At 61.0% G+C, this 15,616-nt stretch carries 12 protein-coding genes; 10 read left to right on the top strand and 2 right to left on the bottom strand.

All coding sequences use genetic code 11. The annotated features are described in order from the left end of the window. Nucleotides 1-10: 10 nt before the first annotated feature. A complete protein-coding gene (locus ACMFWR_RS30305; protein WP_413196074.1) occupies nucleotides 11-865 on the bottom strand; it encodes an AraC family transcriptional regulator in 855 nt (284 codons plus the stop codon). A gap of 111 nt (nucleotides 866-976) precedes the next feature. After that, the gene (locus tag ACMFWR_RS30300; protein ID WP_413196073.1) at nucleotides 977-2,017 is read right to left on the bottom strand and encodes a substrate-binding domain-containing protein; all 1,041 of its coding nucleotides are present in this window, start codon (nucleotides 2,015-2,017) and stop codon (nucleotides 977-979) included. 429 nt (nucleotides 2,018-2,446) lie between these two features. Between ACMFWR_RS30300 and ACMFWR_RS30295 the strand changes: the two genes are divergently transcribed. The 10 genes from ACMFWR_RS30295 (at nucleotide 2,447) to ACMFWR_RS30250 (ending at nucleotide 15,466) form a co-directional block, all read left to right on the top strand. Continuing rightward, nucleotides 2,447-3,679 (top strand): ABC transporter substrate-binding protein, encoded by a 1,233-nt coding sequence (locus ACMFWR_RS30295; protein ID WP_413196072.1) that lies wholly within the window; start codon nucleotides 2,447-2,449, stop codon nucleotides 3,677-3,679. 2 nt (nucleotides 3,680-3,681) lie between these two features. After that, nucleotides 3,682-4,620, top strand: coding sequence for a carbohydrate ABC transporter permease (locus tag ACMFWR_RS30290; RefSeq protein WP_413196071.1), 939 nt, complete (start codon nucleotides 3,682-3,684; stop codon nucleotides 4,618-4,620). Between the two features lie 67 nt (nucleotides 4,621-4,687). Next, a complete protein-coding gene (locus ACMFWR_RS30285) occupies nucleotides 4,688-5,500 on the top strand; it encodes a carbohydrate ABC transporter permease (protein ID WP_413196070.1) in 813 nt (270 codons plus the stop codon). 76 nt (nucleotides 5,501-5,576) lie between these two features. Further along, nucleotides 5,577-7,685: a TIM-barrel domain-containing protein gene (locus ACMFWR_RS30280; RefSeq protein WP_413196069.1), complete on the top strand. Its 2,109-nt coding sequence runs from the start codon at nucleotides 5,577-5,579 to the stop codon at nucleotides 7,683-7,685. A gap of 250 nt (nucleotides 7,686-7,935) precedes the next feature. Then, nucleotides 7,936-8,100, top strand: a complete 165-nt coding sequence (locus ACMFWR_RS30275) for a DUF1328 domain-containing protein (protein ID WP_413196068.1) — start codon at nucleotides 7,936-7,938, stop codon at nucleotides 8,098-8,100. A 237-nt stretch (nucleotides 8,101-8,337) separates the two neighbouring features. After that, entirely contained in the window at nucleotides 8,338-8,718 is a 381-nt protein-coding gene (locus ACMFWR_RS30270) for a chemotaxis protein (protein ID WP_413196067.1), read from the top strand. Nucleotides 8,719-8,849: 131 nt separating this feature from the next. Further along, on the top strand, nucleotides 8,850-9,224 hold the full coding sequence (locus ACMFWR_RS30265) for a hypothetical protein (protein WP_413196066.1): 375 nt from the start codon (nucleotides 8,850-8,852) through the stop codon (nucleotides 9,222-9,224). A gap of 274 nt (nucleotides 9,225-9,498) precedes the next feature. Then, complete coding sequence (locus ACMFWR_RS30260) at nucleotides 9,499-10,494, top strand: LysR family transcriptional regulator (protein ID WP_413196065.1); 996 nt, start codon at nucleotides 9,499-9,501, stop codon at nucleotides 10,492-10,494. A 503-nt stretch (nucleotides 10,495-10,997) separates the two neighbouring features. Further along, complete coding sequence (locus ACMFWR_RS30255) at nucleotides 10,998-12,710, top strand: flagellin (protein ID WP_413196064.1); 1,713 nt, start codon at nucleotides 10,998-11,000, stop codon at nucleotides 12,708-12,710. A 68-nt stretch (nucleotides 12,711-12,778) separates the two neighbouring features. Next, complete coding sequence (locus tag ACMFWR_RS30250; RefSeq protein WP_413196063.1) at nucleotides 12,779-15,466, top strand: hypothetical protein; 2,688 nt, start codon at nucleotides 12,779-12,781, stop codon at nucleotides 15,464-15,466. Nucleotides 15,467-15,616 lie beyond the last annotated feature (150 nt).

The raw sequence follows: 15,616 nt of genomic DNA, 5'->3' as shown, positions 1-15,616 counted from the left end.
ACCGTCGAGACTACCCAGTGCGACGCGGCAAGTCTGGAAGATTTGTGCGGCGTTTGCCGTACTGCCCCGGCGTCATGCCATACGCGCGGCGAAACCATCGACCCAGATGGCTTTGATCGGCAAAACACAGCCTGTGTGCGACGTCAGCCGGCGCCTCGCCCGCGGCAAGCATTCTGTAGGCATGCGTCAGTCGTAACTGGATCAGGTACGCATGCGGCGCGACGCCGAATGCTTCCTTGAACGCCCGCGTCAGGCGAAAACGGTCGACACCGCATGCCGCGGCAACGTCTTCGAGGCTGATGTCGTCATTCAGGTGATCGTGCAGATACTCGCGCGCCCGATAGGCGATCGCCGGCATGCGCGGATCGCTGCCCGCGCCCGTTCGCCAGTCCACATGCGGTACGAGTTGCCGGAACATCCCGTCGATCGCCGCGTGCCGCACGATGCGCGGGACGGGCTCCCTGAACGCTTCGAATACGTGTGCGATCGACTGCGCAAGGCGCACATCGTCACAGAGCGTCTGCGGAAAGTGTGGCTGACCATCGAGCGGCAAATCGTTCGACCAGGCCCGCATCTCACGCATCAGCCAGTCTGGCTCGATGTACAGCATCGAATACGTGAATCCGCCTTCGGACGGGCCGTGTCCGTCGTGAATGTCACCGGGCTCGATCAGCAACGCGCGGCCCGGGGTGCTCCGGATCCGCGTACGGCGGCAGTCGAACTGCTGGACGCCCTGCTCCGTATAGCCGATCAGGTAGGTGTCGTGCCAATGGGCGTCGTATGCGTGCCCTTCGAAATGGGCGCGCAACGTCTCGACGCCGGTGTCCGCATCGACACGCAAATCGACCCAGTTCTGCTCTTTCATCGAACGCCCATCCGTTTCCCCGCCGCCCGCACGCTTGCCTCAATCAGCCATTCCCGACGCAACAGTGTAGCGCCGGATGCCGACGCGCGTTTCAGGTCTTCGCAAGCCGTCCTACGCTTTAAGCACAAACTCGTCGCTCGGCCTCGCCACGAGTTGCAGCGGCCAGACTTGTTCGATCCGCGTGCCTTCATAGTGCCCCGTCCCCGGAATCTGCGAAAGCATCGCCTCGGCCATGCGCATGCCCAGCTCGCGAGGCGCCAGCGTAAAGCCCGTCAGCGCCGGCGACAGATAGGCGGTCACCTCGCCCGTCAGCAGCCCCGTCGTGACGGCAATGTCCTTGCCCGGTGTCAGTCCGGCCTCATGGAAGCGCCGATACGCGCCGATGGCCATCGCGTCGCTTTGGAACAGCACCGCCGTCGGTACGTCCTCCATCGAAACCAGCGCGTCGGCGGCGCGATATCCGCCGCGTTCGCTGAATTCACTGTGCCGCACCAGCGTCGCATCGAACGCGAGGCCGTGACGCTTGAGGGCGCGCTTGTAGCTCTTCAGGTAGATATGCGCCTGCATCGCATCCTGCCCGGGCATGACGACAGCAATCCGCCGATGCCCGAAACCCGCGAGCCGGTCGACCGCCTGCTCGGCCAGAGCTTCGATGTCGAGATCGAGCCACGCGTGCTCGCCGCCCGATTCGCTGCGTCCAAAGGCGAGAAAGGGAATGTCTTGCGTCGCCAGAAAATCGAGCCGGCTATCGTGCCGCCGCGTGTTCGACACGATCAGCGCATCGACCTGGCGGCGCCCGACAATGCGCTTGATCTGCGTAAGCTCGCTCTCACTCGAATGGCTCTGAAACAGCGCGAGATCGAGTTGATGCCGCATCAGCACGGTCTGCATGCCGTCCGCGAGCGCCATAAAGAGCGCGAGCGGATAACTCTCCCCTTGCGTATAGACCGGCAGCATGAGCCCGATCGTATCGACGCGCCCCTTGCGCAAGCTGCCCGCCGAGATATTCGGCGAATAGCTCATGGCGGCGGCCGCCTCGAGTACGCGCTTGCGCGTGTCAGCACTGACAGGCCCGCTCGAATTCAATGCACGCGACACCGTCGCGATCGACAGATTGAGTTCCTTGGCCAGCGCCTTGATGCCTACGCTCACTTGTTTCCCCTATTGTTTACCCGCATCGGGTTCACGCTATGCCTTGCTTGCCATGGTGATCGACGCCGGCGCGCCACCATTGTGCAGCAAGCTTTTCGACGATTCGACATGCAACGTCAAGCACGCCGCGTCATTGTGTTTTTGTCCGTCAGCCATTGCGATTGATCGCATCTCGCCTTGACACCTTCCGGTCCAGCGACAAGAATTTGTCGTGTCGGCGGGAAACGTTTCCATAACTATACACGCTGACATCGCTGCTGCCGAGGCGTTTTTCCCGACCCGCCGCGTAATCATGGTCTTTTTTGCGGGCTTGGTCCCAGCCTGATGCGCGTTCCGTACGCCTATTTAGGGAAACGTTTCCACAAATCTCTGTAACACGACAGAGTCAGCACGATCCAGGACAGCGCCACTCACCCTTTGGAGGAGCACATGAAGCGAACTGTAGTTGCGATCTGTGCAGGCTGGAGCCTCGCCGCCGCGATGCTGATGCCTGCCGCGCACGCCGACACACCGACCCTGAACATCTGGGCCAACGACGAACAGAAGTCGATCACGATCGATCTCGCCAACGAGTTTCAGAAGCTGCATCCCGAGATCAAGGTTCAGATCCGCCGCGTAGGCTTTGCCGCGCTCAATGACGAAACGATGCGCGCAGCGATGTCGGGCAATGGTCCCGACATCGTGACGATCGACAACCCGAATGTCGCCATGTTCGCGGCACGTGGTGCGCTCGTCGATCTGACGCCGTACCTCGCGAAGTCGAAGGTCATCGACACCCATCAGATCTACACGGGCCCGCTCGAGAATGCGACATGGGATCACAAGGTCTATGCGATTCCGCGTGAGGTCAACACGCTTGCGCTGTACTACAACGAAGACCTGTTCAAAGCGGCCGGACTCGACCCCGACAAGCCGCCTCAAACCTGGGACGAGCTCTATAACGACGCGAAGAAGCTGACCAACGCGCCCAAGGGTGTCTACGGTCTTGGCTTCTCGGCAATTGGCACTGAAGAAGGTACGTTTCAGTTCCTGCCATTCATTCAAACCGCAGACGCCAGCTGGAATTCACTCAATTCACCGGGCGCAATCCATGCCGTGCAGTTCTGGCAGAAACTGATCGACGACAAGGTTGCGTCACCCGATACGCTGACCCGCACGCAGTCCGAAGCCGCACAAAGCTTTATCAACGGTAACGCCGCGATGGATATCGACGGCCCCTGGGAACTGCCCGGCATCTCCAAGGGCGCGAAATTCAAATGGCGTGTCGCGTTGTTGCCCGTTGAAAAGACCGGCGCACCGCGCGCATCCGCGCTCGGCGGCCTCGACCACGCGATCCTCAAGACGAGCAAGAACCCGCAGCTCGCGTTCGAATTCCTCGAGTACATGTACTCGCAGCAGCCGCGGCAGTGGAACGAATTCGGCCTGCTTCCGCCGTCCAAAAACGTCGTGACGCAAAATCCGCAATGGCCGGAGGCCTACAAGGTCTTCAGCGAGCAGATGGTCTATGCGCGTCCGCGTGGCCCGAACCCCGACTGGATGCAGTTCTCGAAGGCCATCTATACGGCGATGCAGCAGGTGCTCACGCACCAGGCCGATGCGGCAACCGCAATGAAAAACGCACAAGCCGAAGTCGACAAGGTCAACAAGCTCGCCCAGAAGTAACGATGAATATCCTGACTGAACAACGCGTCGTGCGGCCTCGTTCCGTTCGCGCCACAACGACCTTCTCGCGCAACCGGTTCGAGATCGCCATGGGCTCGCTCGCCCTGCTCTACCTGCTGTTGTTTGCCGGCATTCCGTTGATCTATAACGTGGTGCTGTCCTTCCAGCAGGTCGATCTGATGAGCCCCGCGTTCTTCGTCAGGCCCTTCGTGGGCCTCGCGAACTACCTCGATGTGATGTCACGTCCCGAATCGCGGATCGTCGTCGTGAACACGGTGCTCTTCGTTGCACTGTCGCTCGTGTTCCAGATCAGCATCGGCCTTCTCCTGGCGCTGTTGTTCATGCAGCGCTTTCCGGCCGCATCGTTTTTACGCGGCCTTTTTCTTGCAGGCTGGATCATGCCGGGGCTCGTGGTCGGCGCGATCTGGAAGCTCGTGTTCGCGGGCGACTACGGCGTACTGAATCACCTGCTGATATCAGCGGGTCTGATTCACGCGAAGATCTTCTGGCTGTCCGATCCCCACTTCGCGCTCTACGCCGTGATCATTGCGAATATCTGGCTTGGCGTGCCGTTCAACATGTTGCTGCTGTCGGTCGGACTGATCGGCATTCCGGCCGAGATCTACGAAGCGGCCAAGATCGACGGCGCGGGCCCGGTGCGGCGCTTCTTCGCGATGACGCTGCCGATGATGCGTTCGACGCTAGGCGCTGTCGTATCGCTCGGCGCGATCATGACGATGCAGCAGTTCGACCTGATCGCCGCACTCACGCAAGGCGGTCCGGCCAATTCATCGCAGGTTGCCCAATACTGGTCGTGGCAGCTCTCGTTCCAGACCTTCGAAGTGGCTCAAGGCAGCGCCGTGGCCACCGTCATGCTGGTGCTCGTGCTGATCGTGGCTGTCGTATATGTCCGGTCGATCCGGCATGAAACGACTGCGTGAGTACGAGTGCGTGAGTACGACTGCATGGACACGACTACATGAACATGACCGCATGAGAATGCCTGCAATGAAAAAGACCCTGCTGCTGGTCGTCGCGCTGCTTGTGACGGCCCTCTATCTATTCCCGCTGTACTGGATGTACATCACGGCATTCAAGAGCGCGGCCGAGATGTTTCGGTATCCGCCGACCTTGTGGCCGCTCGCACCCGAGTCGCACTTTGTCGCGACCTTTGTCGACCGGCAAATGTCGACCTTCCTTTGGAACTCGTTTGCGATCGCGTGCGGCACGACGATCCTGACGATCGTGCTTGGCACGGGTGCCGCGTATGCCCTGGCTCAAAGCCAGAATCGCGTCACGAGCATCGCCATCTTCGCGGTGCTCGTGCTGCAGGCGCTTCCGTCGTCGCTGATGGTCACGCCACTCTTTACGGCGTTCAAGACACTCGGGCTGCTCACGTCACCGCGCACCGCGGTGGTCCTTGCGCAGATCTCGAAGACCTTGCCGTTCTTTATCGTGCTGTGCCGTTCGAGCTTCGTGCAGGTCCCGCGCGACCTGCGTGACGCCGCGATGGTCGACGGCGCGTCGCCCGCGGGTGCGTTCTTTCGTGTCGTCCTGCCGCTCGCCGTCAATGGCGTGCTGGTGAGCGGCATCCTCGTGTTCCTGCAGTCGTTCGGGGAATACGTGTATGCGCGCTCGCTGATTCTCGACGATGCCTACCAAACCGCGACCGTCGGGTTGTCGACATTCGTCGGCGCAACGAACACCGACTGGATCGGGATCATGACGTACTCGGCGATCTATGTGACGCCCGTGCTCGGCATCTTCATGTTGCTGCAGCGTCGCATCGTCGGTGGCCTGACGGCGGGCGCGATCAAGTAGCTCACACGAATCCACGCGTACGACGAACCTTCGCCGGCGTGCTTTACGAAATCACACAGCAGGATCACTGACCGATATGGATGCCAAAGCCAACGTACCGAACTCTTCGACCCACGCCGGGCACGCGGCGCGACTCCCCTCCACACTCAGCATCCGCGATCACGCGTTGATCTGGAAGCTCAACGATCATCAGTTACGCATCGAGCCGTGGGGCGAAAACAGCCTTCGCGTACGTGCGACCAAAGCGCGCGAGATCGAGCTGAACGAGGACTGGGCGCTCTTGCCGGCACCTGCCACAACGCCGACCTTCACCGAAGATGCGTTCTCGATGACGATCACGCACGGCCAGATCAGCGCAACGGTCGACAAGCAGGGCCGGCTCACCTTTCACAATGCTCGCGGCGAGAAACTACTCGAAGAGCTCTGGCGCCAGCGCGATGTTGGCGAAGCGTTCTGGGGTGTCGGCCCGGGCAGCACGAAGACCATCAGCGCCCTGAAGACCGAGGGGCGCGAGATCCGTCCCGGCCAGGGCGACGCATGCGAGCTCACAGTCCGCTTCGAAGCCACACACGGAGAGCGCCTGTTCGGCATGGGGCAATATCAGCAGCCGCATCTCGACCTCAAGGGCTGCACACTCGAACTGGCGCAACGCAATTCGCAAGCAAGCGTGCCGTTCGCCGTATCGAGCCTCGGCTACGGATTCCTCTGGAACAACCCGGCCGTCGGCGAAGCCGTGTTTGCAAAGAACGAGACGCGCTGGCATGCGCGGTCGACCCGACAAATGGACTACTGGATCACGGCGGGCGATACACCTGCCGAGATCCTGCGTGCCTATGCGACCGCAACGGGAACGCCGCCGATGATGCCCGACTACGCGCTTGGTTTGTGGCAATGCAAGCTGCGCTACCGCACGCAAGCCGAACTGCTCGAGGTCGCGCGCGAATACAAGCGACGCGGCATCGACTTGTCGGTGATCGTGATCGACTTTTTCCACTGGACCAATCAGGGCGACTGGCGCTTCGATCCGCGTGACTGGCCCGACGTCCCCGCGATGACCAACGAGCTGCACAGCATGGGCATTCGGCTGATGGTGTCGATCTGGCCGACCGTCGACAACCGCACAGAGAATTTCCGGATCATGCAGGAGCGTGGGCTGCTCGTGCAGACCAATCGCGGCATCGGCATCGACTTCGACTATCTCGGCAAGACGAAATTCTTCGACGCGACGCATCCCGAAGCGCGGCGCTACGTGTGGGAGCAGGCCAAAGCTCACTACGCCGACCAGGGTGTCGACCTGTTCTGGCTCGACGAAGCGGAGCCTGAATATACCGTCTACGATTTCGACAACTATCGCTATCACCTCGGCCAGGTGCTCGAGGTCGGCAATATCTATCCGGCACTCTATTCCAAGGCGTTCTACGACGGTCAGGCGGCCGACGGGAAAACCGAAATCGTCAACCTCGTGCGTTGCGCATGGGCCGGCAGTCAACGCTATGGCGCGCTCGTGTGGTCGGGCGATATTCACTCGTCGTTCGACTCGATGCGCAATCAGCTGAGCGCGGGCCTCAATATGGCCATGGCCGGTATTCCATGGTGGACGATGGATATCGGCGGGTTTCATGGCGGCCATGTCGACGACCCCGCATTTCACGAGCTGATGATCCGGTGGTTCCAATGGGCGGTCTTCACGCCGATCCTGCGCATGCATGGCTATCGCGATCCGATGACGGAACCGGCCGAGGCCTATCGCGACGGTATCGCGCAGTGCAACACCGGTGCAGGCAATGAACTGTGGAGCTTTGGTCCGGCAACGTACGACGTGTTGCTGCGCTTCCTGAGAATCCGCGAAAGCCTGCGGCCCTATGTGCGCTCACTGATGGCACAGGCGCATACGGACGGCACGCCGCTGATGCGGCCCATGTTCTACGCCTATCCGGACCAGCCCGCTTGCTGGGAGATGGATGACCAGTATCTGTTTGGTCCGGACCTGCTGGTCGCCCCCGTGCTCGAGGCCGGACAGACTTCACGCACCGTGTATTTACCCGAAGGGAGCGCCTGGATCGACGCGTTCAGCGGAGCGCGTCACGCGGGCGGCACGCGCATCGAGCACACGGTCAGCATCGATACGTTGCCGGTATTCGTCCGCGAAGGCGCGCCGTGGCTGGATGCCTTCAGGCAAGAATGACCCGTCGTTGCCGGACGTGGCCGGTGATCCGCCTGTGAGCAAGAAAAGCGCTTCCGTTCAAGCATTGTCCAAAGGCGGGCACTGAATAACCAGTGTGCGCCGCGGTCGCCCGCTCGTCAGGCGCGCCATAAATTGCCTTCAATCGCCCGTATCGGGTACGGGTCATGCTGAGTGTTCCACGACGACCGCCTCACTGTCTGTGCCGTGATCGCAGGCGGGCTCTGTCGGATCAGCCTGTTAGGAGGAAGCCATGCTTTACTATGCAGCCGTGTTTTTCGTGATCGCCCTGATCGCGGCCGTGCTCGGGTTTGGTGGTATCGCCGCGGGCGCGGCAAGCATCGCCAAGGTCCTGTTCTTTATTTTCCTGGTGATATTCCTTGTCACGTTGTTCATGGGTTCGCGTCGACGGCTATAACCGTTGATAGCCGCAACGCCAAAACCGCAGCGTATTGCCCGGAGTGCGTTGGAATCAGCATAAAAGTTTCCAAGGCCCCGGCTGAGCAAAAAAAGATCCCTGTCGGCGCAGTCACGCGCCGTCAGGGATCTTTTCTTTGGACCTCGTATTGTCTGGTGCACATGGCGAGGAATGGCCCTTGCGATCCCTAAGGCAGGCAGTGCCCTATCAACCTGCACACAGAGCAAGGAGCCGACCATGGCAAGCACGCTTTTGCCACCCGATGAGCAAACGCCGGACGCCCCCAAAGGACACGGCACCGCCGCGCTCGGACCGAGCGATTCGTCCGACAGTGGCAGCGATATGTTCGGGGCCAAGCGCCACGAATTCGATGTCGACTCCGAACTCGACGCTCATGCGCTCGAGACCGGAGAGATTGAAACGTCGAGCGACACCGACCGCTACGGCACCGGCGAGCGCGCGGCCGCCGACGGCGATGAAAACCTTGTCGAAAACGCGGACATCGAGCCCGATCGGCTCCGCTCGGAGTTGAGCACTCGCGACGTCAGCGACGAAGGGATTCCTGATCAGATCGATGAGGATGAAGGTACCGACGCCGACTTCGACGTCAATCGCTAGCGCGCCCAGATGTTGATGTTGATGCGCGTCAAAACCCGTCAAGACTCAAGTCGAGGCTCAAGTCGAGGCTCAACTCAAGACTTATGTCGAGACGCACTCACACCCGGCAACACTTCACCAAGGAGGAAACCATGATCACGGATATCGACGTGCCCCAGCGAATCGAGGAGCTCGAAATGCTGCTTGCAGGCCTGTTCGATGCCGCCAAGCGTCCGACCGTCAGCAGTGTTGACGAAGAAGAACGCCGCTATTTTCAATTGTCATGGGTGACCGCATCCAGCGCCGACACCTCGCTCGATTCGCGTTGCGCGCTGACGGTCTGCTTCACGCGCGACCAGATCGACGCGTATTCACACATGCCGACCAACGCCCGCGACGCGTTTCGTGCGCGCCTCGGTCACGACCTGATCGGCCGCTTCAACACGACCCATGCGGAAAAGGTCGATTGCAGCGATTGCTCGGTCGAATACCAGGTCCGCGATGCGTTGTTGACCAAACGCGCTTAACGGCGCGCCGTCACGCGCGAGACGTCGACCCATGACATGACGTCAACGCGTGACACGCCATGCTTAATCGTCGACGCCATCGGACACCATGACGCCCCGGTCCGCGCGAGCCTGCGCGGATCGCCGGCGTATCCCGCGAAATGAGACGAACGAGCAGATATTTGGCCTAGCAGAGTATGCAAATGCGGTGTCGATGTTAATAGAATCTTCATCGATATCACGGCAAGTCATCGCCGCGATCATCGATAACCGCTTCTGATCGGCACGCAATCGCATGAGCATCCTGCATACGTTCAACTTGAATCGGCTGACTGTGTTTGTCGCGGTCATCGAGGCGCGCTCGATCACGGGCGCTGCGAGCAGGCTCGGCATGTCGAAAGCCGTCGTCACCACGCATTTGCAGCGTCTCGAAGCCGAGCTCGGTGTTGCCTTGCTGGCGCGTACAACGCGCCAGATCAATCCGACTGATGCGGGACGTACGCTGTACGAGGCAAGCCTCGATGTGTTGCGCCGGGCCGAGGACGCGCTGGCCGCCGCGCAGGATGGCGATGCGCTGCGCGGCACATTGCGCGTAGGCACGCCCGTCGATTTCGGCGCGCTCATCCTCACGCCGATGCTCGTGGAGCTGCGTGCGCGACATCCGGACATTCACGTAGAGCTGATTTCGAGCGACCGTCGCCACGACCTGATTGGCGAAAACATCGATATCTCGATTCACTTCGGGCCGCTAGCCGACTCGACACTGCGCGCGGTGAAGATCGGCGAGTTCGAAAAGTGGCTCGTGGCAAGCCCGGAACGTGCAGCGAACCTGTCGCCAGGACTACGCCCGGAGAATCTGGTGTCGATGCCTTTTGTCGGCTTTTCCGCGCAACCCAAGCCGCTGTCTGCGTCGCTTGTGTCGACGCAAGGCGAACACGCCGAAATCACGTTCGAACGCGGCTTTGTGGCCGACACGACAGCAGCCTGTCGCGCCGCCGCCGTCGCAGGGGGAGGTATTGCCTTCGCGACACGCTGCGTGATCGCGAAGGATGTGGCCGCCGGACGGCTCGTACGCGTCCTGCCCGAATGGAAATCGCCGATGCAGGATATTCACGCAGTGATGCCGCCATCGAGATTCCGGGGCGAAAAAGTCCGCGTCTTTCTCGAGGCCCTGAAAACACATACGCCGAATGCCATTAAGAGAATATATGGCGAAGCGCTTGAACCGACCCCCGCGCCCTTTATCAATATTGCGGATCCGGCGGAATCGTTGACGCTGATTGAATCATAAAGCGCGACTTCAATGCGCTGGCGGTCAGCCATACCGCTCAATGAATTTCAATGGCCCGCCATCACCGACCCGCGCGTGAATAGGCGTTCACGGGATATTCGCCTCGCCGCTTCCGCCCGAACCGCTCACCACGCCGAACCCGCCCCGCGCCACGTTCCGGCTGCCGCAAGCCTCCCCGGCGCTCTGTCATGCGTTTCACGCATTGCAAATCACTGCAATGCCTTTCGCGTTTGATGATTTCATTCATCGCTCTACTGCATGCAATCGATTCAAGATTCTTAGTCCAGAAACGCAATATCAAATCCGCATTTACTCAATAAGTTATTCCACAAATACAGACCGATTTATAAGCCGGATTACGGACTTTTTATTAAGCCGTGAATATCCTCTCCGTAAACAAAAACAACGCCAGCGATTCGATATTCACTCCATCGATATCGAACGCAAAGCGTGACGGCAGTGCGCCGAAATGCACGCATTCTCAATGTACGGAGAACGGTTTCATGGCATCGATCATCAACACCAACATCCTTTCGCAGATCGCCCAGAACAATCTGGCGACCTCGCAAACCGATCTGACCTCGGCTGTGACGCGTTTGTCGTCAGGCAAGAAGATCAACAGCGCGGCGGATGACGCAGCAGGTCTGGCGATTTCGGACCGCATCACGACCCAGATCAACGGTCTCACGATCGCTCAGCAAAACGCCACCAACGGCATTTCGCTTGCGCAGACGGCCGGCGCGGCACTGTCGCAGATCACCGCCAATCTTCAGCGCATCAGCGAACTGGCGACCCAGGCATCGAGCTCGTCGTACACCGACGCAGACCGATCGTCGATGAACCAGGAAGTCCAGCAGCGCCTCGCTGAAATCAACCGTATCGCGTCGCAAACGCAATACAACGGCCTGAACCTGCTCGACGGCTCGCTCGGCGTCGCGACGTTCCAGGTCGGCGCCAATGCTGGCCAGTCAATCAGCGTCGATCTGTCGAATAGCGTCAAGACATCGCAGATCGGTCAGACGTCGGCAGTCACGTTCAATATGGGCACGGCCACCGGGACGAACCTGTCGTCGGGCGGCCTGTCGATTCAACTCGGCAGCGGTCAGACGTACGCGATCGCAAGCGCGAGTCAGGGCAACCAGGCCGGCCAGGCCGCCGACAGTGCTTACGCCGCGGCACAAGCCATCAACAACGCCGACATCAACGGGCTGAGCGTCACGGCGACGAACGTGCAGAACGTTTCGATCGGTGCCACGGCAACGACGGCGACGTCGCTCGAGATCAACGGTGTCGACGTGTTCGATCCGGGCACGGGCCAGACGCTCGATAGCGGCTCGATCGTCAACGCCATCAACGCCAAGACGAATCAAACGGGCGTGAGCGCGTCGATCAACTCGGACGGCACGCTGGCATTGACGGCTGCAGACGGCCGCGATATCGACATCAAGGACACCAATGGCGGCGGCGTTCTGCAAACCGTCGGCGCGACACCGACGGCGATCTCGAACGTGACGCTGCAGGGCACGGTCACGCTGTCGTCGAGTCAGGTTATCGGCTTCTCGGGCTCGAACGCCACGACGCTGGCCGCTAACTCGAACAACGCGAGCGCAACCGGCAAGGCTGTCGACTCGGCGGCTTCGCTGAGCGGCACGTCGGCAGCGAGCGTCACGATCAACGGCACGGTCGTGACGACGGGTCAGAACTGGAACGCCTCGGATCTGGCTGCCGCGATCAACGCAGCGCACATCACGGACGTGAGCGCCTCGGCGGACTCGAGCGGTCACCTGCACCTCGAATCGTTCGCGAACGCCGGCATCACCATCTCGGGCACGGGCGCCATCGCAACCGACACGGGCCTGGCCGGCACGGGTACGACGATCTACACGGCTTCGACGGGCAGCACGAGCATCGCGAACATCGACGTCCTGCATATCTCCGACGCACAAACCGCGCTGCAAGCGGTGCAGTCGGCGATCTCACAAGTCGATGCGCTGCAAAGCCAGCTCGGCGCGATCCAGAACCGCTTCTCGTCGACGATCTCGAACCTGCAGGCCGCGACGCAAAACGCGCAAAGCTCGGAGTCGGCCATCGCCGACGCCGACTACGCGTCGGAAGCGTCAAACCTCTCGCGCGCTCAGGTGCTGCAGCAAGCCGGTACGGCAATGGTCGCTCAGGCGAACCAGATCCCGCAGACGGTCCTGAAGCTCCTGCAGTAAAGCGTTAGGCCAAGTCCTGAATCCCGTCGTACGGCGGGTTCAGGACTTCTTTCCTGTTCCTGGTTCACATGGCTGCCCTTCTCGAATACGTGACCGCTTCCGCGTCGCTCGCTTCTTCTGATGTGCTGGATTCGCCCGACTCCGTCGCATCGCACCCTGTTCTCGACTTCGCCGCATTGGCCGTCTTACCGGTTGCCGTGCCGGCGCAGCATTCAAGTGCCTTGCTTGGTTCGGACGGCTCGCTGCATCGAGGGCCGGACGCGAAGGCGCAGGATGCAAGCTACGCTCGACACCGGTTCACCTTCACGCCCGCCCAACGCACGCGCGCACTGGATCGATTCGCGGCCTACGATACCCCGAGTCCGATGACCGAATCGCAGGCGCGATACGTCTTCGACGCTGCGAGTGCGTTGATCGCAACGGGCGGAGCCGGAACAGGAAAGTCACTCACGCTCGCGCGCCGCGCGCTCGTTCTGCGCGAGGCATATGGATACGAAGCGAGCACCATGTCGATGCTCGCACCCACGCGCGAGCTGCGCCAATCGCTTGCGCACACGCTAGGCAACGAGGCCGCGCGCAGGCGCATCATGCCGCGCGACGCAAACGATGCGGGTGATGCCACGGATGTCGGTGATGTCGGTGATGTCACTGCCGTTGCTGATGTCGCTGATGTCGCTGATGTCGCTGATGTCGCTGACAGAGCGTATCTGGAGCACGCCGTCGTACGCTCGTACCAGTCCAAGGCGCTCGAACTGTCGCGCGGTCTGCTGCGCCCGGGCGCGCGCCTGTTCGAATTGCTCGGTACCTCCACCGAGACGATCGAACCGATCGAAACGATTGCAACGATCGATGCGCCCGCACCTCAGACCCACGTGTTCGGTCTCACGCCAGCCGAACTCGCCGCGAATGCCCTGCCGGGGCTGTACCCAGAACTCAGCGACGCACAGCGCGCATGGCTCAACAAGCTCTTTGCCGCCAATCATGCGGCCGACCCCGTGCTCAGCGAAGCACTCGATGCCTTGCGCACCGCCTCGCTCAACACCCCGTGCCTCGCAGCCGACGACGCAGAGGTGATCGAAGCGATGTCGCGAATCGACACGGTCGAACGCGAGGATGAGCGTTTCTTCGACCGCATCGAACGCGACTGGCGCTCGGCCGGACTGTGGCCGGTCGCTGGTGTGGAAGCTTTTGAACGTCGCGATCCGCGCGCAGTGATCGATATCGACGGACGCACGATGCATGCGCATGGCTGGATCGAAGCCACACAGACCTACGTCTTTCTTGGTACACGCAGCCGGATCCGCGAGCGCCTTCTCGATGAAGCGGATGCATCGAGCCCGACGCTCGCTCACGCCAACTGGAATCGCTCGCGCGTCGTGCTGGGCCTCGCCGGCGTGCGCGTCCTGTTCTGCAACACGGTGAGCCAGCTGCAGCAACTCGCGCAACAGATCAAATACCTGTCGGCACAGCGTCTCAAGGGATCCGGTGCCTTCATGATGATGGCGCCCGCCGGACACGTGCTGAAACCGATTGTCGATGTGCTCTACGAGATGGGCGCGTTCGCCGAGCATCTCGATCTCGACCCACGGGATATCCCGGGCGACACACCGCTCGGCACCGCGACTTCGCGGTTTTTCACCGCGCTGTACGACGCTTTCGATCGCGACAATATCGAGTCGGCTCCGCGACTCATGCGCAAACTCGCCACACGAGGGGAATGGCTCGATCGTCTGACGCCTCAGGCACTGCGTTGCATGCAGCATGTGTTCATCGACAACGCCGAACACCTTTCCCCGCTTGCTGCACGTTGGATCCGCAGCATGCATGAACGTCTTGCGGTCATTGGATCGGCGGACGATGCACCGTCGTTGCATGTCGTCGCCGATCCGTCTCAGGGTGGCTTTGGCGCGCAAGGCGCAAGCGTCACGTTGATCGAGCAATTCGAGAACGTCTACCCTGGCGTGTGTCGACGCGACGACCTCTTCGAGACGCTGTTCCAACACGACGCGCGCATTGTCGATACGGCGCGAGCGCTGACGGGTGCGCAACGCCGCAACACACTTCCTGCCCAGCGCGCGACGCTGATTTCGGCGCCAGCATCCATCGACAACGCACGCACGCCCGATGGCAATCTTCGTGAGATCGACCCGACCCGACGTGGACGTGCGCGTGACAAAGCAAAACCGTTCTTGCTGGTCGAACGCTGCGCCCCCTCAGAAGCCATCGATATCGTGCGCGCACTGCGCAATCGAGCGGAGCAACGACACCAGGACGCCGGTCAGATTTCCTCAATCCCGCATAGTGAGCAGGCGAGTCATCATTCGGCGATTCTCGTTCTGGCCCACGCACTCGACGAACCCGTCTTCACCGCGCTGAGACGTGCTTTCGGCACGACTCCGAGAGAACAGATTGCATTCGCAACCTGGGCGCAAATGTCCGCATTCACGGCAAATACAGTTGTGCTGGTCGGCGATTGCGCGCCATCGGGTACGCATGCTCTTCGCGAAACGTTTTACCGCGCAGCAGGCATCGAGCGCAGCTATGACGATATGCAGCGCGACGAAGCCAACCGGCTTGCATATACAGCACTGACGCGTGCGCACCACCGATGCATATGGATCGGCAACCCCTATACCCACGGCACGTTCCTTCGTATCGCTAAACGAAGCCGCACGTGCATATGCACGAATGGAGCCAGTGCAATAATCTCGATCAGCGATGGGGATGCGAGCGAACGAACAGTGTTTTCGACATGACGCAGCTACTCGCGCAAGCCAAATGTAAATAAAATCTCATCTACCCTCAAAGCCAGCGCTCGACTGCGTAGCGCGTATCTGGATCACGGCCGCGCTCCACGCGCATCCGTCATTGGCATGGATACACAGGGTTTCGGTCGCCACGCGCTA

Origin of the sequence: Pararobbsia alpina, from assembly GCF_965118125.1 — a bacterium.
GTDB lineage: Bacteria > Pseudomonadota > Gammaproteobacteria > Burkholderiales > Burkholderiaceae > Pararobbsia > Pararobbsia alpina_A.
Note: the sequence above shows the minus strand (reverse complement) of the source record. Positions and strands in the feature narration are given on the sequence as shown.

Bases quoted from the DNA above. Each gene is read 5' to 3' on its own strand.
- ACMFWR_RS30290 (WP_413196071.1), top strand. From the start codon at position 3,682: ATGAATATCCTGACTGAACAACGCGTCGTGCGGCCTCGTTCCGTTCGC.
- ACMFWR_RS30295 (WP_413196072.1), top strand. From the start codon at position 2,447: ATGAAGCGAACTGTAGTTGCGATCTGTGCAGGCTGGAGCCTCGCCGCC.
- ACMFWR_RS30305 (WP_413196074.1), bottom strand. From the start codon at position 865: ATGAAAGAGCAGAACTGGGTCGATTTGCGTGTCGATGCGGACACCGGC.
- ACMFWR_RS30255 (WP_413196064.1), top strand. From the start codon at position 10,998: ATGGCATCGATCATCAACACCAACATCCTTTCGCAGATCGCCCAGAAC.
- ACMFWR_RS30280 (WP_413196069.1), top strand. From the start codon at position 5,577: ATGGATGCCAAAGCCAACGTACCGAACTCTTCGACCCACGCCGGGCAC.
- ACMFWR_RS30275 (WP_413196068.1), top strand. From the start codon at position 7,936: ATGCTTTACTATGCAGCCGTGTTTTTCGTGATCGCCCTGATCGCGGCC.
- ACMFWR_RS30250 (WP_413196063.1), top strand. From the start codon at position 12,779: ATGGCTGCCCTTCTCGAATACGTGACCGCTTCCGCGTCGCTCGCTTCT.
- ACMFWR_RS30265 (WP_413196066.1), top strand. From the start codon at position 8,850: ATGATCACGGATATCGACGTGCCCCAGCGAATCGAGGAGCTCGAAATG.
- ACMFWR_RS30270 (WP_413196067.1), top strand. From the start codon at position 8,338: ATGGCAAGCACGCTTTTGCCACCCGATGAGCAAACGCCGGACGCCCCC.
- ACMFWR_RS30285 (WP_413196070.1), top strand. From the start codon at position 4,688: ATGAAAAAGACCCTGCTGCTGGTCGTCGCGCTGCTTGTGACGGCCCTC.
- ACMFWR_RS30260 (WP_413196065.1), top strand. From the start codon at position 9,499: ATGAGCATCCTGCATACGTTCAACTTGAATCGGCTGACTGTGTTTGTC.